Raw genomic sequence first — 21,295 nt, 5'->3', positions numbered from 1 at the left:
GGCAGGCATGAGAGCCGATCTGGACATTATCCAAGACTGGATTCCCGCAGGCAGCCGCGTACTCGATCTGGGTTGCGGTAACGGCGAGTTGCTGGCCTGGCTACGCGATAACAAGCAGGTTTTTGGTTACGGCCTGGAAATCGACCCGGACAACATTGCCGAGTGCGTCAATAAAGGCGTCAATGTCATCGAGCAAGACCTCGACAAAGGTCTGGGAAACTTTGCCGACGCCAGTTTCGACGTCGTGGTCATGACCCAAGCGCTGCAAGCTGTGCATTTCCCGGATCGAATCCTCAAGGAAATGCTCCGCGTCGGCAAAACCTGCATCATCACCTTTCCAAACTTTGGCCACTGGCGCTGCCGCTGGTACCTCGCCAGCAAAGGCCGGATGCCGGTTTCCGACTTCTTGCCGTACACCTGGTACAACACGCCGAACATTCACTTCTGTACATTTGAAGACTTCGAGCGCCTGTGCCTGGACCAGCAAGCGACCATTCTTCAACGCCTTGCCGTTGACCGCGACCACCGGCATGGTTGGGCCAGCAAAATCTTGCCTAACCTATTAGGTGAGATAGGCATCTATCGTGTCAGTGGTTACAGCGCCATGAACCCGGGCAGCAACGACTGAACCCCGCTGACTTTTTTACAGGAGACACTCTTATGCGCCGCCTCGTCGTATTACTTATGGCTCTGTGCCTGAGCTTACCAGCCTTCGCTGAACGCAAGCAGACATACGGTGACATGGACGTTCACTACAACGCTTTTAACTCGGGCTTTTTGCAGCCAAATATCGCCGCAGCCAATGGTTTAGTGCGTAGCAAAACTCAAGGCGTGGTCAATATTGCCGTGCTTAAAGGCGGCAAAGCCAGCAACGCTAATGTCAGCGGTTCGGTGAAGAATCTGCTGGGCAAAGACTACCCGCTTAACTTTAAGCAAGTCAGCGAGCCGGGCGCCATTTATTATCTTGCGCAGTTCCCTTTCGAACAGCGTGAAGTATTGCGCTTCACCATTAATGTCACCGCTGGCGATGGCAAGGCGCATAGCTTCGAATTCAACCAGGAATTTTTCCCAGACGAATGATTCAACTTACTGAACTGGTACTCGCCAGCCATAACGCTGGCAAACTCAAAGAACTCCAAGCCATGCTTGGCGACTCAATTCGCGTGCGCTCAGTTGGCGAGTTCAGCAACGTCGAACCCGAAGAGACTGGCTTGTCGTTCGTCGAGAACGCAATTCTCAAGGCGCGCAATGCCGCGCGGGTCTCCGGCTTGCCAGCTCTCGCCGATGACTCTGGCCTGGCTGTGGATTACCTCGGCGGCGCGCCCGGTATTTACTCGGCGCGCTACGCAGATGGCCAAGGTGATGCGGCGAACAACGCCAAACTGCTGGAAGCGCTTAAAGATGTCGCCCCCGAGCAACGTGGTGCCCAGTTTGTTTGCTGCCTGGCCTTGGTTCGCCACGCCGATGACCCACTGCCGATCATCTGTGAAGGGCTGTGGCACGGGCGTATCCTGCCCGTAGCGCAAGGTGCCCATGGTTTTGGTTACGACCCATTGTTCTGGGTGCCTGAGCGCGACTGTTCCAGCGCTGAGTTAACTCCAGCCGAGAAGAACCAACTCAGCCACCGGGCGCGCGCCATGGCGTTGTTCAAACAGCGGCTGGGCCTATGACAGCAACCTCGAGCGCAGACGCAACCATCGCCACTGACCGCGTTCACCATGTGGTTGAAGGCTTCGTATTGCCGCCGCTGGCGCTGTATATCCACATTCCCTGGTGCGTTAAAAAGTGTCCATATTGCGATTTCAACTCGCATGCTGCGGCGCCAACCTTGCCAGAAGAAGAATACGTTGATGCCTTGCTGGCTGACCTCGATGCAGACTTACCGGCTGTGCATGAGCGCGAACTGACATCGATCTTCTTTGGTGGCGGCACTCCAAGCCTGTTTTCAGCCAAGGCACTTGGGCGTCTGCTCGCAGGCGTTGAGCAGCGTATCAAGTTTGCCGACGACATTGAGATCACCCTCGAAGCCAACCCCGGCACCTTTGAACAAGCCAAGTTTTCTGCCTACCGCAAGCTGGGAATCAACCGGCTATCAATCGGCGTGCAAAGTTTTCAGTCGGCGAAATTGCAAGCCCTTGGCCGGATTCACGATGGCGACGAAGCCGTGCGTGCTGCCGATATGGCTCGCGCAGCAGGTTTTGACAACTTCAACCTCGACCTGATGCACGGCTTGCCGGATCAATCCATTGACGATGCGCTGGCTGATCTGCGCACTGCAATTGCGCAACGACCGACCCATTTGTCCTGGTATCAACTGACGCTCGAACCCAATACGGTGTTCTGGAACCAACCGCCAACTCTGCCCGAAGACGATACCCTTTGGGATATTCAGGAAGCGGGCCAGGCGCTGCTTGCCGAACATGGCTATGCACAATATGAAGTCTCTGCTTATGCCCAGCCAGGCAAAGTAGCGCGGCATAATCTGAATTACTGGAGCTTCGGCGATTTCATCGGGATTGGTGCGGGCGCTCACGGCAAACTCAGCAGCCCTGATGGCATTATCCGGCGTACTTGGAAAACCCGTCTGCCCAAAGACTACCTCGACCCTAACAAGCGCTTTAGTGCAGGCGAGCGTGTTCTCGGGCAGGATGAACTGCCGTTCGAGTTTTTAATGAATGTATTGCGCCTCACCGAGGGTGCTGCCAGCGAGCTGTTCAGCCAACGCACCGGCCTGCCGCTCAGCCTGCTGAGCGAGGCTCGTAAACAGGCGCAGCAACGCGGTCTACTTGAAAACAATCCTGATCGCCTGACTGCGACAGCAGAGGGTCAGTTGTTTCTAAACGACTTACTGCAACAGTTTTTGCCTTGATAGGCAGTTGATGAGCCCTTTGCTCTAAGGACACCGCATGGACCTGCTACTTGACCTAACCGCCACATTGTCACGCTGGAGCCGCAGCCACTTATACGATATCTCGCTGGCGATCATGGCGACCTTGTTCGTACTCTTCGGCCCAGGCATCAACGCCTGGGTTCAGCGCAGCATTGGCGGCCTTAACTTTGTTTTTCGCACCATTATCTTCGTCGTCGTATGTGCCGTGGTGTACGGCTTGGCAATCGTATTCCTGACGCCCTATCTCAGCGCAGGCCTCGGCCAGTTCAACAACTACACCCTGGCGCCAGTATTGTTGCTGGTGTTCTTCTTGATCGGCGTTTTGGCTGATCGCAGCTAGGCACAGCATTGCTTTCAAGGGTGGATGGAAAAGCGCCACCCACCCTACTGCACCGCAGTTTTCGCTGATGCGTTTAAGGGCGCTGCCAGCTTTCAAATACGTAAGGCGGGGTTGTTTCAGTGGCTTCGTGCGCTTCGCTTGAGGCCAGTTGCCATGCGGCGGCATCAAACTCAGGAAACCACGCATCACCCTCTGGGCTCAGGTTAATCCGCGTCAGGTACAACCGTTGTGCGTGCTCAAGCCCTTGCGCATACAGCTGCGCGCCGCCAATCAGCATCAACTCGGTCACACCCTGTTCACGTGCCCATGCCTCTGCGCGGGTGACAGCGTCATCCAGAGAAGCAAAGACTTCTGCGCCATCCAGTTGCAAATCGGTTTGACGGCTGACCACAAGATTCAGCCGCCCAGGCAAGGGCCGGCCGAGTGATTCCCAGGTTTTGCGCCCCATGATGATCGGCTTACCCAGCGTCAGCGCTTTGAAGTGCTTAAGGTCCGCCGGCAAGTGCCAAGGCATTTGGTTATCGAGGCCAATCACGCGGTTATCCGCGAGCGCCGCAATCAGACAGAGAGGGAGAGTATTTTTCATGCGGGCGAGCATAGCAAAGCTTGGGTGTAGGGTGCGACAACGCGCAGCTTGTCCACCATGACTTAAGCTCAGTTAAAACCACTGATTCAAAGCGCTGTAACAAAAGGTCAGCAAACCCATTGCAGACTATCCTTTCAGTTTGCCTCTCGCACAAGGACGACGCGCATGCCTGCACTCAACAATCTATTCGCTGACCACCGCTCTCGCCTGGGCGCTTTAGCCTGTCTGCTTTGCTTGCCCTTTATGGCGACCGCAGCGTCTGAGTCGCCGGGCCAAGAGCACGCTGCCAAAGCGCAGCCTTATCCGTTGATCATCGGCCACCGTGGCGCCAGCGGTTATGTGCCAGAGCACACACTCGGTGCTTACGCGCTGGCTGTGACCTTGGGCGCCGACTATATCGAACCCGATCTGGTGATGACCAAAGACGGTCAGTTAGTGGCACGGCATGACAATGAACTGGGCTTAACCACAAACGTGGCGGATCACCCGGAGTTTGCCGAGCGCAAACGCAGTAAAAGTATCGACGGGGTCACCCTCAATGGCTGGTTTAGCGAGGACTTCACCCTGGCTGAATTAAAAACCCTGCGCGCGATTGAGCGAATCCCTGATGTTCGCCCCGGCAACGCGCGCCTCAATGGCAGCATGCAGATCCCAACGCTGCAGGAAATCATTGACCTGAGTAAAGATCTACAACGCAGCCAACAGCGACAGATTGGCCTGTACATAGAAACCAAGCACCCCAGCTATTTTCAGCAGCAAGGCTTGAGCATGGAAAAGCCGCTGCTGAAAATTCTCAAGGACAATGGCCTGGATAGCGCCAAGGCACCGGTTTATATCCAGTCGTTCGAGGTCAACAACCTCAAGCAGCTGAGCCGTGACAGTGAAATCCGCCTGATTCAACTGTACGGCGAAGGCCAACCCTTTGATCAAAGCCTCAGCGGTAGCTCGTTGACCTACGCGCAAATGGCCACCCCACAAGGTTTCAAGCAAGTTGCCGAATACGCCGTCGGCGTTGGCCCACACAAAAGCGCAATTATTCCTCTGGACAGCAATGGCGCTCTCGACCCGGCCAACACCACACGCTTTGTCGCCGACGCCCACGCCGCCAAGCTGAAAGTTCACCCTTATACCTTTCGCGCTGAAAACAGTTTTCTGCCAGTCAATCTGCGCAAAGGTGATGACCCGCAAGCCCGTGGCGATATTGAGCAGGAAATAAATATCTTCCTCGACGCGGGTATCGACGGCCTGTTCAGCGACCAGCCAGACGTTGCAGTTAAGGTCAGAAGCCTGCGTAAATAATCTGATGACGTAGTTGAAACAGCGTCCAGCGGTTATGCTCAGCACTCAATCCTGAGATGAGATACCGCGTGACTGCAGCTTCCAATACGCTTAGCAAACTGCAAAAGCTCTGGCTCACCGAGACCATCCGCTTGCGCGAAGAGCACACCGGGCCGCTTGAAGACAGCGAAACCAATCGCCGTGTGCAAGTGGCGGGCGGCGACTTTGTTGAGCGGCTGCAACACCGTGCATTACTGTTGGCCGAGCGCGACGGACAGCTCCAAGCCTTGAGCCATTGGCGCCAAGGTTCACGTTTGGCATTCCTGGCCATGCTGGTATTAGCCGTATTCAGCGGTATCGGTTTGAGTGTGGCTGCTCTCGGTGACGGCCTGCGCCCGGTCAACGTGTTCTGGGCACTCGGCAGCATGCTTGGGCTTAACCTGTTGATGCTGATCGGTTGGCTGTTAGGACTTTTTTTTACTGGAGAAAGCGCGGGCGCCCTGGGCCGTTTGTGGTTGTGGCTCAGTGAGAAACTGGCACGCGATGCGCAAGTCGCACAACTGGCACCTGCATTACTGATCCTGCTGCAACGCCAGCGCCTCAGCCGCTGGGCGTTAGGGATTATGAGCAACGGTTTCTGGCTGGTCGCGCTGCTCAGCACACTGCTGAGCATGTTGCTGCTACTGGCCACTCGACGCTATGGCTTTGTCTGGGAAAGCACCATTCTCAGTGGCGAAACCTTTACCGCAGTGACGCAAAGCATCGGTGCTCTGCCAGCACTGTTTGGCTTTAGCTTGCCGGATGCCGAGCTAATCCGCATCAGCGGCGACAATGTCATTCTCAGCGAGGCTGCAAGGCAGAGCTGGGCTGGCTGGCTGGTTGGCGTGTTGCTGGTTTACGGCATCATTCCACGCTTAGTGCTGACACTCGTCTGCTGGCTACTTTGGAGCAAAGGTCGCGCCGCACTTAAGCTCGACACCAGTCTGCCCGGCTACAGCCTGCTGCGTGAACGCCTGCAACCGAGCAGTGAACGCATTGGGGTGAATGACAGTGCACCGGATGTGCTGCATCAACCCGCCACAGGTTACAACGCGAATCCTGGCGAAGAAGCGGTGTTGATGGCGATTGAGCTGGATGCGCAACGCCAATGGCCACCGACCAAACTGCCTAAAAGCGTGCGTGATGCTGGGGTTATCGACACCCGGGAACAACGCCAACGCTTGCTTGAACAACTGACGCGGTTTCCGCCTGCACGCCTGCTGATTGCCTGTGATCCACGCCGCTCGCCCGACCGCGGCGCCTTGGGTTTGCTCGGCGAACTGAGCCGCTGCGCGGGCACTACACGCATCTGGCTGCTTCCACCGCCGACCGACGAGACACTCGATGGCAATCGCTTAAGCGACTGGCACAAGGCACTCGACGCCTTGCAACTGACACACAGCGACTCTGCGCCGTTAACTTGGCTGGAGAGCGGCCATGACTAATAATAAGCCGCTGCGACTGGCCGTCGTCGGCCACACCAATGTCGGCAAAACCTCACTGCTGCGTACCCTGACTCGTGACGTTGGCTTTGGCGAGGTATCGCATCACCACAGCACCACGCGTCACGTTGAAGGCGCGCGCTTGTCGGTTGAGGGTGAAGCACTGCTGGAGCTTTACGACACGCCGGGACTGGAAGACGCAATCGCCCTGCTCGACTATCTAGAACGGCTTGACCACCCCGGTGAGCGACTTGATGGCCCGGCACGTTTAGAGCGGTTTCTGCAAAGTAGCGAGGCGCATCAGCGCTTCGAGCAAGAAGCTAAAGTGCTGCGCCAGCTTCAAGCCTCCGACGCCGGTCTGTATGTGATTGATGCGCGCGAGCCGGTACTGGCCAAATACCGCGATGAACTCGAAATATTGAGCATGTGCGGACGGCCGCTCCTACCGGTGCTGAATTTTGTCGCCAGCACTGCGCACCGCGAAGCTGAGTGGCGTGAAGCGCTGGCACGTATCGGCTTGCATGCCTTGGTGCGTTTTGACAGCGTCGCGCCGCCGGTTGATGGTGAGCAACGGTTGTATGAAAGCCTGGGCCTATTACTGGAAAAAGCCGCGCCGCAACTGCAACGCTTGATCAACGATCACCAAGCCCAGCGCGAAGCTCGCGAACAAGCGGGCGTGCAATTAATTGCTGACTTACTGATTGATTGCGCTGCTTACAGGCGCAGCGTTGCAGCGGAGCCAACGCTCGAAAAAGCGGCGATCAATTCGCTGCGTGAGAACATTTGCAAGCGCGAACAACGCTGCGTTGAAGACCTGCTAAAGCTCTATGCCTTCCGCAAAAATGACGCCAAGGCTGAAGACCTACCGCTGCTCGATGGGCGTTGGGGCGATGACTTGTTCAACCCGCAAACCCTCAAGCAACTCGGAATCAAAGTCGGTGGCGGCATGGCTGCAGGTGCGGCGACTGGCGCCGGAATTGACTTACTGGTTGGCGGCGTAACCCTTGGCGCTGCCGCTGCGCTGGGCGCGCTGCTGGGCGGTAGCGCACAGACCTTGCGCGGCTATGGCGAACGCCTCAAAAGCAAGCTCAAAGGTGAGCGCGAGTTAACGGTTGATGATGCCGTGCTGCGGCTTTTGGCCCTACGCCAGCAATTGCTGCTGAGCGCACTGAATGAACGCGGCCATGCGGCAATGGAAGCAATCACACTCGCAGCACCGCAAGACAGCAGATGGCGCCAAGGCAAGCTACCCGAAGCACTGCGTGATGCCCGCGCCTACCCACAATGGTCTAGCATTGATAGTCGCAACTGGCGCAGCAGCAGCGAGCGCCGCGAAAGAGTTGAGGCACTGACCCAAGAGCTGCTTAGCCAGCGCATCAGCAAAGGCTGACGCCCCGTCAAACAGCATCAAACCCGGTGCTGACTGCACAACGCCTAGTCCGACTCCGGCTGTCCGAGTTGTTGAGCGATCTGCTGCAACTGCGCCAGCACCGCCTCCCGGTTCGGCAGTCGATTGGTATCGAGATGCTGCAGATAAGGACTGGCCAGAACCGCGACAATTCGATCCGGGCTGGAAAACAGCGGCACAGCAATGTTGTACACAGCCTCGGTCTGCTCGCTTGCCATCAGCGCATAGCCTTGTTGACGCACCTGCTCGATCACCTTCTGCAAGTCGCTATCAAGCTGGGCGCCCGTATCTGGTGTCTCGCGGAGCATCAACTCGCGCTCCTCGGCACCGGAAAACGCCAACATCACGTGCCCTGAACCTGTATCGAACAGGCCCATGCGCGATCCAAGCCGGATACCGAATCCCCAATAGCCCGGCGCATCGACTTGAGCGATGACGGTCAAGCCGCCGCGCTCCTGCACACTCAAATGACATGCCTGGCCGCTGCTGGCAGCAAAGCGCCGCATCAACGGCAGTGCCTGGCTGGCCAAGCGCCTGGTCGGCGACTGACGGTGAGCCAGCTCGAACAGTTTCAAGGTCAATTCGTACTGGTCGGCCTCAGTGCGTAACACATAGCCACGGCGTACTAGGCGGTCGAGCATGCGGTATATCTCATTGGGCTTGCGCCCCAGCTCCTTGGCAATCTCCACTTGGGATAAGCCCGCTTCGCGCTCAGCCAACACCTCAATGATGTCCAACCCCTTGTCGAGGGCTGGCGCCCGGTAGCGATCTTCATTCGCCTCCGACTCCACCGCTGCCTGCTCTTGCTGCGCCATGTCATCCACTCCGCGGTCTGTTCGCCCGCATGATTCCCCATCGACCCGACCGGGTCAATCCGACCGAGTCAATTGTCATTTTCGGGTTGCATGCTTGGTCTTTTAGATTTATATATGAATCATTAATTCACAGGGAAATTATGTTCCTGCACAATTAACCATGCAGACATGGCTCTGCACCCACCTAGAACAAGAGAGGGAATTGATGACCCAACTGCATGGAAAAAAGGCTCTGGTCACCGGAGCGGCACAGGGTATTGGTCGCGCCGCAGCAATACGCCTGGCTCAAGCCGGCGCCCAGGTTATTGCCACAGATGTGAATGATGAGAAGCTCGCGGAGCTGACTAACACGCCAAATATCCTGACGGCGCGACTCGATGTACTCAGTCAAACCGACATAGATGTATTGGTTGCCAACCACGGCACCATCGACGTGCTGTTCAATTGCGCAGGCATTGTCCACAACGGCACGCTGCTCGAATGTTCGGAAAGTGATCTGGATTTTGCTTATCAGCTCAATGTCCGCTCGCAATACCAACTGATCAAAGCCGTGCTGCCCGGCATGCTGGCGCAACAAGACGGCAGCATCATCAACATGGCTTCGGTCGCCTCCAGCATCAAGGGTGTGCCCAACCGATTTGCCTACAGCGTGACCAAAGCTGCCGTGATCGGCCTGACCAAATCGGTGGCCGCTGATTACATCACCCAAGGTATTCGCTGCAACGCCATCTGCCCCGGCACCGTGGACAGCCCGTCGCTGCAAGATCGCCTGCGCGCTCAAGGCGATTATCAAGCCGCACGCGCTGCGTTTGTCGGCCGCCAACCCATGGGCCGAATTGGCACCCCGGAAGAAGTCGCCGAGCTTGTGCTGTACCTCGCAGGCGCCACCTTCACCAGCGGTCACACCCACACCATTGATGGCGGCTGGACCGCCTGAACCCATTATTAGGCTAGGAGTCAATCATGAAATTATTACGTTACGGCAACCCAGGTCAGGAGCGTCCAGGCTTACTCGATGCACAGGGGCGAATTCGCGACCTGTCGCAACATATTAATGATGTCGGTGGCGACACCCTTTCCACGCAGAACCTGACTTTGCTTGCCAGCCTGTCAATCGAAAGCCTACCGCTGGTTGAAGGCTCCCAACGCATCGGCCCTTGCGTTGCCAATGTCGGAAAATTCATCTGCATAGGTCTTAATTACTCCGATCACGCCGCTGAGACTGGCGCCACGGTTCCGCCCGAGCCGATTGTATTTATGAAAGCCACCAGCTCCATTTGCGGCCCGAATGATGGTATCGAGATTCCTCGCGGCTCGGAAAAGACCGACTGGGAAGTAGAGCTGGGCGTAGTCATTGGCAAAACCGCCAAGTACGTCAGTGAGGAACACGCTCTGGAGTATGTCGCGGGTTACTGCGTGGTCAACGACTTATCCGAGCGCGCCTTCCAGATTGAACGCGAAGGCCAGTGGTGCAAGGGCAAAGGCTGTGACACTTTCGGTCCAATCGGCCCTTGGCTGGTTACCCGCGATGAAATTGCCGACCCGCAAAATCTGGGCATGTGGTTAGAGGTAGATGGTCATCGTTACCAAAATGGTTCGACCAAGACCATGGTCTACGGCGTGGCTTATCTGGTTTCTTATCTGTCGCAGTTCATGAGCCTGCAACCAGGAGACATCATCTCCACCGGCACACCGCCAGGCGTTGGCCTTGGACAACAGCCACCGGTCTATCTGCGCCCTGATCAGCACGTGCAACTGGGCATCGAAGGGCTTGGTGAACAACGCCAAAAGACCTACGCCGCCGACGTCTGAAACTGATTCGTCCAACGATCCCGGGGAGCCTGCATTTGCTTACCGGGGCCAACGCTGCACCCACAATAAAAATAACAGCAGGACACACCAATGACCCAACTCGATGTCGCCCCAACGCTTGAGTACAGCCAAGACGAGAACGCACTTTTCAAGAAAGTTTTCTGGCGACTGATCCCCCTGTTGTTCGGCTGCTATATCGTTGCCTACCTGGACCGTGTGAATGTCGGTTTCGCCAAGTTACAGATGCTCGCTGACCTGCAGCTCAGCGAGGCGGTCTACGGCGCAGGCGCGGGTATTTTCTTTCTCGGTTACTTCCTCTTCGAGGTGCCCAGCAACCTTATCTTGCACCGGGTTGGCGCTCGACGCTGGATCGCCCGCATCATGATTTCCTGGGGCATCGTCTCCGGGTCCATGATGTTCGTGACCTCAGAAACCAGTTTCTACATCCTGCGCTTTATCCTCGGTGCCTGTGAGGCAGGCTTCTACCCAGGGGTCATTCTTTACCTGAGCGTTTGGTTTCCAGCCAGCAGGCGCGGCTCGATTCTGGCGGGTTTCATTGTCGCGGTGCCGGTCGCCGGCATGCTCGGCGGGCCACTATCCGGTGCAATTCTCGACGGTTTTCATAACGTCGCAGGCCTAGCGGGCTGGAAATGGTTATTCCTGATCGAGGCTATTCCCTCGCTGATTGCAGGCCTGTGCGTACTGGCCTGGCTTGATGACAAACCCGAGCATGCTAAGTGGCTGAGCCAGGAGCAGAAACAGCAACTATCCGATCAATTGACCAAGGACCAGGCGGGTATCACCAACCAAGGCGCCACTCGCGGTTTCCGCGAGCCTCGCGTCTGGCTGCTCAGCCTGATCTATTTCGGCATTGTCATGGGTTCATATGGAATCGGCTTCTGGCTGCCATCCTTGATTCAGGCGGCAGGTGTTCAAGGCGCGTTTCAGGTCGGTCTGTGGAGTGCGCTGCCCAATGCCGCCGGGATCGCCGGCATGCTCCTGCTGGCACGCAGCTCCGATCGCTGGCGCGAACGTCCTCTGCATGTTGCCGGGGCCTGCGTACTTGGTGCCATCGGCTTGATCGGCAGCGCCCTAGCCAGCGACAGCCTGATCCTTTCCATGGCCGGCCTGACCGTTGCAACATTCGGCATCTACGCCGCACTGCCAGTGTTCTGGACCATGCCCCCACTGTTTCTGGCGGGCGCGGCATCTGCTGCTGGTATTGCCGTGATTAACTCCATTGGCAACCTGGCCGGTTTCGTCAGCCCTTCCATTGTCGGCTGGATAAAACAAACCACTGGCAGCGCCGACAATGGTCTCTATGTGATCAGCGCCTGCCTGATCACAGTCGCCATCTTGCTCTGTCTCAGTCGCCGGTACATTGCTGCCGCCGGCACTCAATAATCTCCATTACAGGACATATTCATGGCCAAGATAGTTTCCGTCGAGGTGCTGCAAGTCAACCTCAAACCCAAGGTCAAGCGTACGGACGCGGTACAAAGCTTCGAGCTCCAGGAAACGCCAATGGTGCGTATCACTGACGCCGATGGCGTTACGGGCACCGGCTATAGCTACACCATTGGCACTGGCGGCTCATCGATTTGTAAGCTGATCGACGATCACCTCGCCCCTGTCTTGATAGGCCAAGAGGCAGAAGGCATCGAAGCCCTCTGGCGCAGTCTGTTCTACCGCATTCATGCCCTGACCGTGGGCGCGGTCAGCACCCTCGCATTGGCTACCATCGATACCGCGCTATGGGATTTGCACGCTCGCAAAGCCGGTCTGCCGCTGCACCGCATAGCTGGGGGGGCAAAATCGACCATCCAGCTCTACTCAACAGAGGGCGGCTGGCTGCATATGGACGAGTCAGAATTGGTCGAGGAAGCTCTAAAGGCCAAGGAGCAAGGTTTTGGGGGTGGCAAGCTAAAGGTTGGGCGGCCGCACGTAGCCGAAGATGTCCGGCGCATCGGCGCAGTACGTGACAAGGTTGGTCCAGCCTGGGAAATCATGACCGATGCCAATCAAGGCTTTACGCTGGAGGAAGCCATTCGACGCGCCCGCCAATTCGAAGAGTTGGATGTTGCCTGGTTCGAAGAGCCAATCCACGCCGATGACATCGGCGCACACCGGCGCCTGGCAGCATCAACCAGCCTGCCAATTGCCGTAGGCGAATCGATGTACAGCCTCGCGCAGTTCAAGGATTACTTGGCCAGCGGCGCATGCTCGGTGGTACAGACCGATGTTGCACGTATTGGCGGGATCACACCTTGGCTCAAGGTCGCGCACCTAGCCGAGGCCTTCAATGTTCCGGTCTGCCCACACTTCCTGATGGAATTGCATCTGGGTCTGTGCTGCGCCGTGCCGAACAGCCGCTGGCTCGAATACATTCCCCAACTCGATCTTGTCACCCGCTCAACCATTCGCATCGAGAATGGTCAAGCCATTCCCAGCGAGGCACCAGGCCTGGGCATTGACTGGGACTGGGATGCCCTGCAACAGCATATTGTCCACCGACAAACCCACGGTAGCGCACCGGCTTTGGCAGATACGCCCAGCTAACCAGACACCAACCGGCCTGGGTTTGCCCAGGCCAGCAGGTGTGTACCAAGGAGTCCTTATGCAGACACGCTACTGCACCCAAGCCTTGCTTCAATTCAGCCAGGACTTGTTCGTCGCCAAAGGCATGCCCCTCGAAAAAGCGGCCAGTACTGCGCAGGTTCTGCTGCGTGGTGAATGCTTCGGTAAAACCACTCACGGCCTGGCTTTGCTGCCAGCCTACTTGCGCGAGATAGACAGTGGCGGCATGACTCTACACGGTGAGCCAGTCGTCCTTCAGGATCACCAAGCTTGCCTGAGTTGGGATGGCTGCAAGCTTCCCGGCCCCTGGCTGCTTGAACGTGCAATCAACGAAGCCATGCCGCGTGCCAAACGCTACGGTATGGCCAGCGTGAATATCCAGCGCAGCCACCACACCGCGAGCCTTAGCGCCTACCTGCAGATGGCGACCGAACGTGGCTTTATCATCCAGATAACGCTTACCGACCCCGGCCACAGCAGCGTTGCCCCTTTTGGCGGCACCAGCGCAGTTCTGACTTCAAACCCCATTGCCTTCGGTGCCCCAACCAGCGCCGAGCCAATTCTTATCGACATGTCTACTAGCTTGGCGACTAACGCTGCGGTTGCCCGCCAACAAGCACGCGGCACCGCGTTCAACTATCCCGTACTGCTCGACAATCAGGGCCGCGTCAGCTGCGACCCGGCGGTGATGCACAGCAACCCTCCCGGCACCATTCTTCCTCTTGGAGGCTTGGAGGCCGGCCACAAAGGTTTTGCCATGGGCCTGATTGCAGAAGTAATGGCCGGTTGTCTCAGTGGTGGTGGTCGTGCAACCCCGAGCACCGGCTGGAGCGCCTCAGTCAACCTGACCTTGTTTGACCCGCGAGCCTGTGCTGGCAATAGCGCCTACTTGCAACACATCGACGCCTTGGTAAGCGCCTGCCACAGCGCCACGCCTCGGCCTGGTGGAGACGGCGTTCGCTTGCCAGGCGAGCAGGCATTACACCGTACGCGCGACTGCAAAGCCAACGGCACGCCGCTACCACCTGACTTGGCAAAACAACTCAACGCACTTGCCTTGCACTATCAACTCCCGGCCTTGGAGCCACACCAAGAGTGATCCACCAGCATCTGCAATGCATGAAACAACAATAACAAGGAGCTCAAAGATGATGTACACAGCACAGACGCCTAGCCCAGCCGGGGTGCGCAAGGCGGTGATCGCCTCAATTGTCGGCACCATCATCGAGTGGTTCGATTATGCCCTGTACGGCACCGCCGCCAGCCTGATTCTCAACAAGATTTTCTTCCCTGATCTCTCAGACACCGCCAGTGTTCTGGCGGCCTTCGCCACCTTCGCCGTGGGCTTTTTCGTTCGCCCACTCGGAGGGGTGGTGATTGCCCATCTCGGAGATCGTTTCGGCCGCAAACCAGCGTTGATATTTTCAATTTCCCTGATGGGGGCAGGCACGGTCGCTATCGGCCTGCTACCCACGTACGCCCAAATAGGCATCATGGCACCGATTCTGTTGGTGCTGATGCGTATGGTCCAAGGCTTCGGTGCCGGCGCCGAATATGCCGGTGCGGTAACCTTGGTCTATGAATACGCGCCACCACAGCAACGCGGCTTCTACACCTCAATGCTGCAATCGGCGACCTTGGTCGGCATCCTTTTGGCGGTGCTAACATTCCTCGGAGTTTCACAACTCTCGGAGGAGGCTCTGAGCAGCTGGGGCTGGCGCCTGCCGTTTCTTAGTTCAGCTGTGTTATTCGTTGTGGCGCTGTACATCCGTCAGCAACTGGATGAAACCCCTGAATACCTGCAGGCCGCTGAACGCGCCAAGGCGCTCAAGGAAACGCACAAGCTCCCGCTGAAGACCCTGTTAAAACGCTACCCGAAGCAACTGACTTACGGTTTTCTCGCCGTCACCGGCCATAACGCCAATGTGTACATTCTGAGTGCCTTCGGTCTCAGCTACATGACCAATACTCTCAATATCAATCGAAGTGATGCGCTGTGGATAAGCCTACTGGCCTCATTTTGCGGGGTACTTACCACGCCTTTGATGGGCTGGCTGGCCGATCGCCTCGGAGCCAGCAAAATCTATATATTCGGTGCAGGCTTTGCAGCGCTGTTTGCCTATCCGCTGTTCGCGCTTATCGACTCCGGCAATCTGTTACTGGCCACAATTGGCCTGTGTCTGGGTTTCAGCATAAGTTTCGGAGCAATGGCCGGGGCCCAGGGTTTACTGCTGGCAGACCTGTTCCCAACTGAACTGCGCTTCTCCGGGATCAGTGTCGCGCGCGAACTGAACAGTATGCTGATTGCAGGCCCAACGCCCTTTATCTGTACCCTGCTGGTCGGCTGGGCGGCTGGTAGCTCAACCTATGTATCTGCCTATCTAGCTCTATGCTGCATCGTGAGCATCTTCGCCGTGGTTAAACTCAGGAGCGAGCAGCCAATCATCGGCAGAAATTTTACAGAGGGCAACGAGAGCACTAAATTGTCCCGCCCCTAAATTGAAGGTTCGTTGCAGCCACTTAAAGCCGCGCCGGCCTTGCGTTCATCCCGTGGCGTGTGTGCGTAGCGTTTTCGGTAGCACCTGGAGAAGTAGGACGTTGATATAAAGCCACAAGCTGTGCCTATTTGCAGAATGGACATGCTCGTCTGCTGCAGCAAATGGCACGCGCGCTCAAGCCTGAGACTCATATAGTACTGGGCGGGTGACATTCCCAGATGCTGATGGAAAAGCCTCTCCAGCTGTCGGTTAGAAATGCCTGCATAATCGCTGATTTCCTGACAGGTCAGAACCTCTTCGATATTTTCTCGCATCAATTCCAACGCTTGCATCAAGCGTGGATGGTTGGCGTTGTAGCGCAGCTGCAGCTTCATTCTCTGCTTATCATGCGCGGGACGAATATTAGGGTGAATGCACTGTTCTGCTACGTCATTGGCCAACGCTTCGCCGTGCTTGAGCGAGATCAGATGCAAAATCATATCCAGCCCAGCTAGCCCTCCAGAGCAGGTAATGACATTGCGATCAATCTCATACAACTCGCCTGTCACACGTAACTCTGGGAACTCTTCCTGCATGCTTTGCCGGTTTTCCCAGTGAATAGTACTGGTCCGTTCATTGAGTAGGCCCGCACGCGCAAGCAATAAGCTACCGGTTGACGTCGACCCCAAACCAACCCCGCGTTTTGCCAAGGTTCTTAGCCACTTATAGAGCGGCTGCTCATCCATTAAGTGAGCTCGAATCCCCGCCACCACGATCATCCGATCAATAGCAGCCGTGTCGCTCATCTCGCGTGTTGGCTGCACGCTAACGCCATTACTGCAGGGAACCGCTTGGTTGTGCAAACCGTAGAAATGCCACTGATAGAGTGGTTTTCCACTTATCCGATTAGCCATGCGCAGCGGATCGACCACCGCCGCGAATGAGATCATCGAGAAGTCGGGGATTAGAAAAAACCCAACATGCTCTGTCTGGGTTGCATCCATTGCTTCATTCACGGGACATCGTCTTAAGTCGGAAATTTACCCAATAATGTCGGAAATTAAAAAAAATGTCAGGCGCAAATTGGTAATTATAAATCTCGCAACCGCCTCTCCCTAGCCAGCACGGAACCAAACAATGATCGAACAAAAAATGGTGTTTAAAAGCGATGGCCTGAACCTTGATGGCGCTTTTTTCAGCGACGAACAATCACACAACCCAAAACTTCCCATCGTCATCGTATGCTCGGGCTTTACTGGGCAGAAGAACATTCACCCAGAGCGCTATGCCCGTGCACTGACCCCAAAAGGTTTCACTGTATTCGGTTTTGACTACCGCGGCTTTGGCGAGTCAGAAGGTATCCGTGAGCGGGTGATTCTCGAAGAGCAGGTTCGTGATATTGCTAACGCAGTAGCGGTTGTCCGTCAGCGGGCAGACAAAGAAGGTCGCAAAGTTGTCTTGGCAGGCTGGGGCATGGGCGGCGGATTGATTCTCGATGCGTATCACCTCTGCGAAGATCAGATCGACGGCCTGATTTCGATGAACGGGTTCTTCGATGCTATTCGCGTGCAAAAAGCATTGCGTGGTGAACACGGCTGGAAGGCTTTCAAGCGCTTCATGGCAGAAGAACGTCTGCGCTTGGCCAGTGGTGGCGAGCCGAAGGGCATCGATCCGTTCGACATCTATCCACTAGACCCGGTTAGCCGCGAATATGTGTTCACTGAACTGGTCAAAGCGCCAGGCTACGGCGTAACGTCGAGTTTTGACTTTGCAGACTCACTCATCAGCTTCAAGCCTGAAGCACGTCTAGACCAGAAATTCTCAAACGTGCCATTGCTGATTGCCCATGGTGCTGAAAATGATCTGCACCCAGTGACTGAGCCGCAAGCCCTGTATGCGGCGTATCCAGGTCCTAAAGAACTATTCCTGCTAGAAGGCGGGGGTCATACCGAATGGATGCTTGACGACGACCCTAAGTTCATCACGTTTTCTAACCATATCGCTCAGTGGGTTCAGGCCAACGTCTGACGCTAGCGCATCGCGCCCTAAGTGCAGTCGACTAAACCCGGAACCGTTCTACAGACCGGTTTCGGGTTTAATTATCAGCGCAAGTAGTAGAGTTGTTAAATGAGCGAAACCATTCCAGTTTGCGAAGCGCCTGACCCTTTCCCAAGCAAACCTTGCTTCGATATGCCGTCTGGGGCCTGCGATACACATGCCCACGTGTTCGGGCCAGAGCTTCGATATCCATACCATGAAGATCGTACCTATACGCCACCCGACGCTCCTGTGGGCGCATATTTGCACTTGCATAATCAGCTTGGGATTGAACATGGCGTACTGATTCAACCCAGCGTTTATGGGGCTGACAACCGCCTGCAACTCGACACGCTTGCCTATCTGCGGTCGTTAGGCAAAACCTATAAGGGCGTGGCCGTAGTTGATGCAGATGTCAGCGATGCTCAACTCGATGAGTTGCAAGCAGGAGGCCACTGCGGCATACGCATGAATCTGTTGTTCAAGGGCGGGATTGCCTGGCACGACGTTATTGCACTCGCAAAACGACTGGCTAGCCGCCGATGGCACTTACAATTTCTGATCGATGTATCGACATTCGAATCGCTGGAAGAACGGATTCGCCAACTGCCGGTGCCCGTGGTGATTGACCACATGGGGCATATGCCTTGTAGTAAAGGCATAGAGCACCCAGGCTTTCAGACACTATTGCGACTCATGCGTGCCGATCAGGTTTGGGTCAAATTATCGGGTGCCTATCGAATTACCAGTGAGCGGCAACTGCCCTATCATGATGTAACGCCATTCGCTCAAGCACTGATCCAAGCCAACCCTGAACGCTGCATATGGGGGTCTGACTGGCCACACCCGCACATTTCAACGCCAATGCCTAACGACGGCGGCTTGCTAGACCTGCTCACCACTTGGGCGCCAGATCCAGCCGTGTGCAAGCGTATATTGGTAGACAATCCCGCCAAACTTTACGGCTTCTGCTAAGCATCTCTAACCTGAGCAGACTTGCAAAGCCTTAGCGGTGGATAAAATCGTGACTGGGTTAATCGGTCTGAATTACTGATCCAGAAACCGTCTGATCAAAGGTGTGTTGCCGTCACGAATAGCGGGATGGTCAAAACGCGCTGCACTTATGGACGCCAGTTCAAGAGTGGCACTGATCAAACACTCCCCGTCGTCGGCCTGAGCAAGCACTTCACCACGAGGGCCAATAATCCGACTGCCGCCCCAAAACCAAGCGTCTCCTTCAGCCCCATATCGATTGGCCATGAGCACCGGAATTCCATAAAGCATGGCGTAGAATGAGACGTTAATGTGCCAGTTTTTTTCATTCGAGAATGCTTCACTAACAATCATCGAAGCCGAGTTGACTGGGGCAAGTAACAGCTCAGGGCGCCGCAACATCGCACAGTGCACCAGCGCCGGATTCCACATATCAGCACAGATCAGCGTGCAGGCTCGCCAGTGCTCTTTGCACTCGACTTGCACAATTTCGTCACCCTGATGAAACCACTTTCCTTCTTCCAGGCCACCATAGTTCGGCAGGTTTAACTTTCGATAGACATTAATAACCTGACCGTATTGCAGGTAAGCGACAGCATTATAGTATTCACCGGGGCTGGCCTCCTCAACGAAGCCAACCACCACAAGCATCGCAGGCGCCACACTCGCGAGCTTCAATAACCTGGCATCGTCTCGGCGCATAGCGACTTCAGGTGTACGCCGCCCAAGCTGGTAACCCGTCAGTGAAAGTTCGGGAAACACCAATAACTCAGCGCCACTGGCATGCGCCTGACAAATCAAATCGCAGTGGGCTGAGAGATTGGACTCAAGCGCCAAAAGTTGCGGATTATATTGAGCAATACTGACAACAAGTGCAGATAAACTCACGCAAAGCACTCCAAACAGACTGGAAACTCATCGCCCATCAACTCGATTTACAGCAGCCCTTTACTGGTTAGAAAGTCTTCGGCTGTTTGCTCGATTGAAACGCGATCGACATCAACGCGGGCATTCAATGCCGAGATAGTTTCATTATCCAGTTGTGCCGACAATTTATTCATTTGCTGTTCCAACTGAGGGTTCTCCTCAAGGATTGCCTCTCTCACTACTGGCGTGATCGCATAATCCGGGAAGAATCCCTTGTCGTCACGCAAGACCACGAAGTTGAACGCCGGGATTCGACCGTCAGTGGCGAAAACCAGAGCGATATCGACCTGACCTTCTTTGAGCGCCACATAAGTCAGACCGGTATCCATACGCTTGACCGCAGATCGAGGCAATTTAAAACCATAGGCTTTTTGCATTTCCTTAAGCCCATCATCACGCGCATACCACTCGGCATTAGTCGCCAACGTCAATTTCTGGCCTTCATCAAGCGCCTGCACCAGATCGCTGACCGTTGCGATGCCTTTCTCCTTGGCGTCCGCACTGCGCATGGCCAAGGCATAGGTGTTATTGGCCTTGGACGGAGTCAGCCATACCAAACCATTCTTTTGATCCAACGAACGTACCTTTTCATACACGGCTTCTGGCGAGGTTATCTTTTCTTTAACCTTCAGATAGTTAAGCAGCGCGGTGCCGGTGTACTCCCAATAGAGATCTATCTGGTCGTTCTCCAATGCCTTACGCACGACTGCACTGCCCATGCCCGCGCGGCGCTCGACACCATAGCCAAGGTGCCCCAAGTACTGAGCGGTTATCTCGGTTAACAATTGCTGCTCGGTAAAATTCTTACCGCCGATTACCAATTGAGCAGCCTGAGCCGCGGTGCTGGAAATCAGTAGGGTCAGTACAGCCGCACCGAGGTGCTTGATCATGTTACGCATGAGAAATTCCTTTTTTGTTGTGCAAGGGGGTCTGGTCAAGCCCGCAAAGGGTTGATGCCTTTAGGCACAAGCAGAAACGCGATGCCGGCGACAGCAATATCCACAAGGATCGCCAGCAATGCAGTCGGTATGGCGCCTGCCAGCATCATCAGCGGTTCATCCAGATCAATACCGGTAAAAATTAACTCTCCCAAACCACCGCCACCGATAAGAAAAGCTAAGGGCACGGTGCCTACATTGATCGCCAGGGCAGTCCGAATCCCGGCAAACATCACAAACAATGCATTGGGGATTTCAACTTTCAGGAGCATTTGCGAGGGGGTCATACCAATGCCTGCAGCAGCCTCCTTAAGGTGCGCAGGAACCTCACGCAACCCTGTGTAGGTGTTACGCACGATGGGTAACAAGGAAGCGATACAAAGGGCAAATACAGCAGGAAGTTTGCCGATACCCAAAACACTCATGGATAACGCCAGGACAGCCAAAGTCGGAATGGTGGTGCTGATATTCAGCGACTGCATCGCCGTTTCAGCATACAGAGAAAATCGCGGGCGACTCAAAAGAATGCCTAGCGGCACGCCTAACAAAATTGCAATACCGCCAGACAACACAACCAGTTCGATGTGCTGACCGATCAAATACACCACGTCTTCCTGGTAACCCAGGAATTCCTCGATAATGCCTGACTGCTGGCTGGCGACTCCGGCAATAAATACCGCTATAAATGCCATTAGATAAAATGCACGTGTAACTGCAGGGCTATTCATATTCAAAT

22 protein-coding genes are annotated in these 21,295 nt (G+C 55.7%); 16 read left to right on the top strand and 6 right to left on the bottom strand.

Annotated elements, in window-relative coordinates:
• Window positions 1-7 precede the first annotated feature (7 nt).
• Genes metW through B9K09_RS01835 form a run of 5 tightly spaced genes read left to right on the top strand, consistent with a single transcriptional unit; the run spans window position 8 to window position 3,230 of the window.
• Window positions 8-628: a methionine biosynthesis protein MetW gene (gene metW, locus B9K09_RS01855; protein WP_087515251.1), complete on the top strand. Its 621-nt coding sequence runs from the start codon at window positions 8-10 to the stop codon at window positions 626-628.
• Window positions 629-660: 32 nt separating this feature from the next.
• Window positions 661-1,080 (top strand): DUF4426 domain-containing protein, encoded by a 420-nt coding sequence (locus B9K09_RS01850; RefSeq protein ID WP_087515250.1) that lies wholly within the window; start codon window positions 661-663, stop codon window positions 1,078-1,080.
• Complete coding sequence (gene rdgB, locus B9K09_RS01845) at window positions 1,077-1,670, top strand: RdgB/HAM1 family non-canonical purine NTP pyrophosphatase (protein ID WP_177408625.1); 594 nt, start codon at window positions 1,077-1,079, stop codon at window positions 1,668-1,670. Before B9K09_RS01850 ends, rdgB begins: the two co-directional genes overlap by 4 nt.
• Window positions 1,667-2,869 carry a radical SAM family heme chaperone HemW gene (gene hemW, locus B9K09_RS01840; protein ID WP_256574182.1) on the top strand — a complete coding sequence of 401 codons (1,203 nt, stop codon included), beginning with the start codon at window positions 1,667-1,669 and terminating at the stop codon, window positions 2,867-2,869. The genes rdgB and hemW overlap by 4 nt, the downstream gene beginning before the upstream one ends.
• A gap of 37 nt (window positions 2,870-2,906) precedes the next feature.
• A complete protein-coding gene (locus B9K09_RS01835) occupies window positions 2,907-3,230 on the top strand; it encodes a DUF3392 domain-containing protein (RefSeq protein ID WP_087515249.1) in 324 nt (107 codons plus the stop codon).
• 73 nt (window positions 3,231-3,303) lie between these two features.
• Here B9K09_RS01835 and B9K09_RS01830 read toward each other — a convergent pair whose 3' ends face one another.
• Window positions 3,304-3,816: a dihydrofolate reductase gene (locus B9K09_RS01830; RefSeq protein ID WP_087515248.1), complete on the bottom strand. Its 513-nt coding sequence runs from the start codon at window positions 3,814-3,816 to the stop codon at window positions 3,304-3,306.
• 165 nt (window positions 3,817-3,981) lie between these two features.
• Here B9K09_RS01830 and B9K09_RS01825 point away from each other — a divergent pair, with 165 nt between their 5' ends.
• The 3 genes from B9K09_RS01825 to B9K09_RS01815 all read left to right on the top strand — a co-directional run bounded on the left by B9K09_RS01825 (window position 3,982) and on the right by B9K09_RS01815 (window position 7,965).
• Entirely contained in the window at window positions 3,982-5,115 is a 1,134-nt protein-coding gene (locus B9K09_RS01825) for a glycerophosphodiester phosphodiesterase (RefSeq protein WP_087515247.1), read from the top strand.
• 68 nt (window positions 5,116-5,183) lie between these two features.
• Entirely contained in the window at window positions 5,184-6,578 is a 1,395-nt protein-coding gene (locus tag B9K09_RS01820) for a DUF2868 domain-containing protein (protein ID WP_087515246.1), read from the top strand.
• Window positions 6,571-7,965: a GTPase/DUF3482 domain-containing protein gene (locus B9K09_RS01815; protein ID WP_087515245.1), complete on the top strand. Its 1,395-nt coding sequence runs from the start codon at window positions 6,571-6,573 to the stop codon at window positions 7,963-7,965. The genes B9K09_RS01820 and B9K09_RS01815 overlap by 8 nt, the downstream gene beginning before the upstream one ends.
• A gap of 44 nt (window positions 7,966-8,009) precedes the next feature.
• Here the strand turns inward: B9K09_RS01815 and B9K09_RS01810 are convergent, their stop codons facing one another.
• The gene (locus B9K09_RS01810; RefSeq protein WP_218191981.1) at window positions 8,010-8,798 is read right to left on the bottom strand and encodes an IclR family transcriptional regulator; all 789 of its coding nucleotides are present in this window, start codon (window positions 8,796-8,798) and stop codon (window positions 8,010-8,012) included.
• A gap of 205 nt (window positions 8,799-9,003) precedes the next feature.
• On the opposite strand from B9K09_RS01810, the gene B9K09_RS01805 reads away from it, so the two are divergent.
• The 6 genes from B9K09_RS01805 (at window position 9,004) to B9K09_RS01780 (ending at window position 15,685) form a co-directional block, all read left to right on the top strand.
• Window positions 9,004-9,735 carry an SDR family oxidoreductase gene (locus B9K09_RS01805; protein ID WP_087515244.1) on the top strand — a complete coding sequence of 244 codons (732 nt, stop codon included), beginning with the start codon at window positions 9,004-9,006 and terminating at the stop codon, window positions 9,733-9,735.
• A gap of 26 nt (window positions 9,736-9,761) precedes the next feature.
• A complete protein-coding gene (locus tag B9K09_RS01800; RefSeq protein ID WP_087515243.1) occupies window positions 9,762-10,610 on the top strand; it encodes a fumarylacetoacetate hydrolase family protein in 849 nt (282 codons plus the stop codon).
• A 90-nt stretch (window positions 10,611-10,700) separates the two neighbouring features.
• Window positions 10,701-12,014, top strand: a complete 1,314-nt coding sequence (locus B9K09_RS01795) for an MFS transporter (protein ID WP_087515242.1) — start codon at window positions 10,701-10,703, stop codon at window positions 12,012-12,014.
• A 21-nt stretch (window positions 12,015-12,035) separates the two neighbouring features.
• Entirely contained in the window at window positions 12,036-13,169 is a 1,134-nt protein-coding gene (locus B9K09_RS01790) for a mandelate racemase/muconate lactonizing enzyme family protein (protein ID WP_087515241.1), read from the top strand.
• A gap of 58 nt (window positions 13,170-13,227) precedes the next feature.
• Window positions 13,228-14,286 carry an Ldh family oxidoreductase gene (locus B9K09_RS01785; RefSeq protein WP_157699316.1) on the top strand — a complete coding sequence of 353 codons (1,059 nt, stop codon included), beginning with the start codon at window positions 13,228-13,230 and terminating at the stop codon, window positions 14,284-14,286.
• Window positions 14,287-14,335: 49 nt separating this feature from the next.
• Entirely contained in the window at window positions 14,336-15,685 is a 1,350-nt protein-coding gene (locus B9K09_RS01780; RefSeq protein WP_218191980.1) for an MFS transporter, read from the top strand.
• On the opposite strand, the gene B9K09_RS01775 is transcribed toward B9K09_RS01780, so the two are convergent.
• Window positions 15,682-16,680 carry a GlxA family transcriptional regulator gene (locus B9K09_RS01775; protein WP_218191979.1) on the bottom strand — a complete coding sequence of 333 codons (999 nt, stop codon included), beginning with the start codon at window positions 16,678-16,680 and terminating at the stop codon, window positions 15,682-15,684. The two genes, B9K09_RS01780 and B9K09_RS01775, sit on opposite strands and share 4 nt — an antisense overlap.
• Before the next feature lie 121 nt (window positions 16,681-16,801).
• Here B9K09_RS01775 and B9K09_RS01770 point away from each other — a divergent pair, with 121 nt between their 5' ends.
• Complete coding sequence (locus tag B9K09_RS01770) at window positions 16,802-17,692, top strand: alpha/beta hydrolase (protein WP_087515237.1); 891 nt, start codon at window positions 16,802-16,804, stop codon at window positions 17,690-17,692.
• A gap of 99 nt (window positions 17,693-17,791) precedes the next feature.
• A complete protein-coding gene (locus B9K09_RS01765) occupies window positions 17,792-18,676 on the top strand; it encodes an amidohydrolase (RefSeq protein WP_087515236.1) in 885 nt (294 codons plus the stop codon).
• A 72-nt stretch (window positions 18,677-18,748) separates the two neighbouring features.
• Here B9K09_RS01765 and B9K09_RS01760 read toward each other — a convergent pair whose 3' ends face one another.
• The 3 genes from B9K09_RS01760 to B9K09_RS01750 are packed head-to-tail and all read right to left on the bottom strand — an operon-like array spanning window position 18,749 to window position 21,287.
• Window positions 18,749-19,582 carry a nitrilase-related carbon-nitrogen hydrolase gene (locus B9K09_RS01760; protein ID WP_087515235.1) on the bottom strand — a complete coding sequence of 278 codons (834 nt, stop codon included), beginning with the start codon at window positions 19,580-19,582 and terminating at the stop codon, window positions 18,749-18,751.
• 47 nt (window positions 19,583-19,629) lie between these two features.
• Window positions 19,630-20,520, bottom strand: coding sequence for a glycine betaine ABC transporter substrate-binding protein (locus B9K09_RS01755; RefSeq protein ID WP_087515234.1), 891 nt, complete (start codon window positions 20,518-20,520; stop codon window positions 19,630-19,632).
• 35 nt (window positions 20,521-20,555) lie between these two features.
• Window positions 20,556-21,287: an ABC transporter permease gene (locus B9K09_RS01750; RefSeq protein WP_087515233.1), complete on the bottom strand. Its 732-nt coding sequence runs from the start codon at window positions 21,285-21,287 to the stop codon at window positions 20,556-20,558.
• Between the last annotated feature and the right edge of the window lie 8 nt (window positions 21,288-21,295).

Origin of the sequence: Pseudomonas sp. M30-35, from assembly GCF_002163625.1 — a bacterium.
GTDB lineage: Bacteria > Pseudomonadota > Gammaproteobacteria > Pseudomonadales > Pseudomonadaceae > Aquipseudomonas.
Note: the sequence above shows the minus strand (reverse complement) of the source record. Positions and strands in the feature narration are given on the sequence as shown.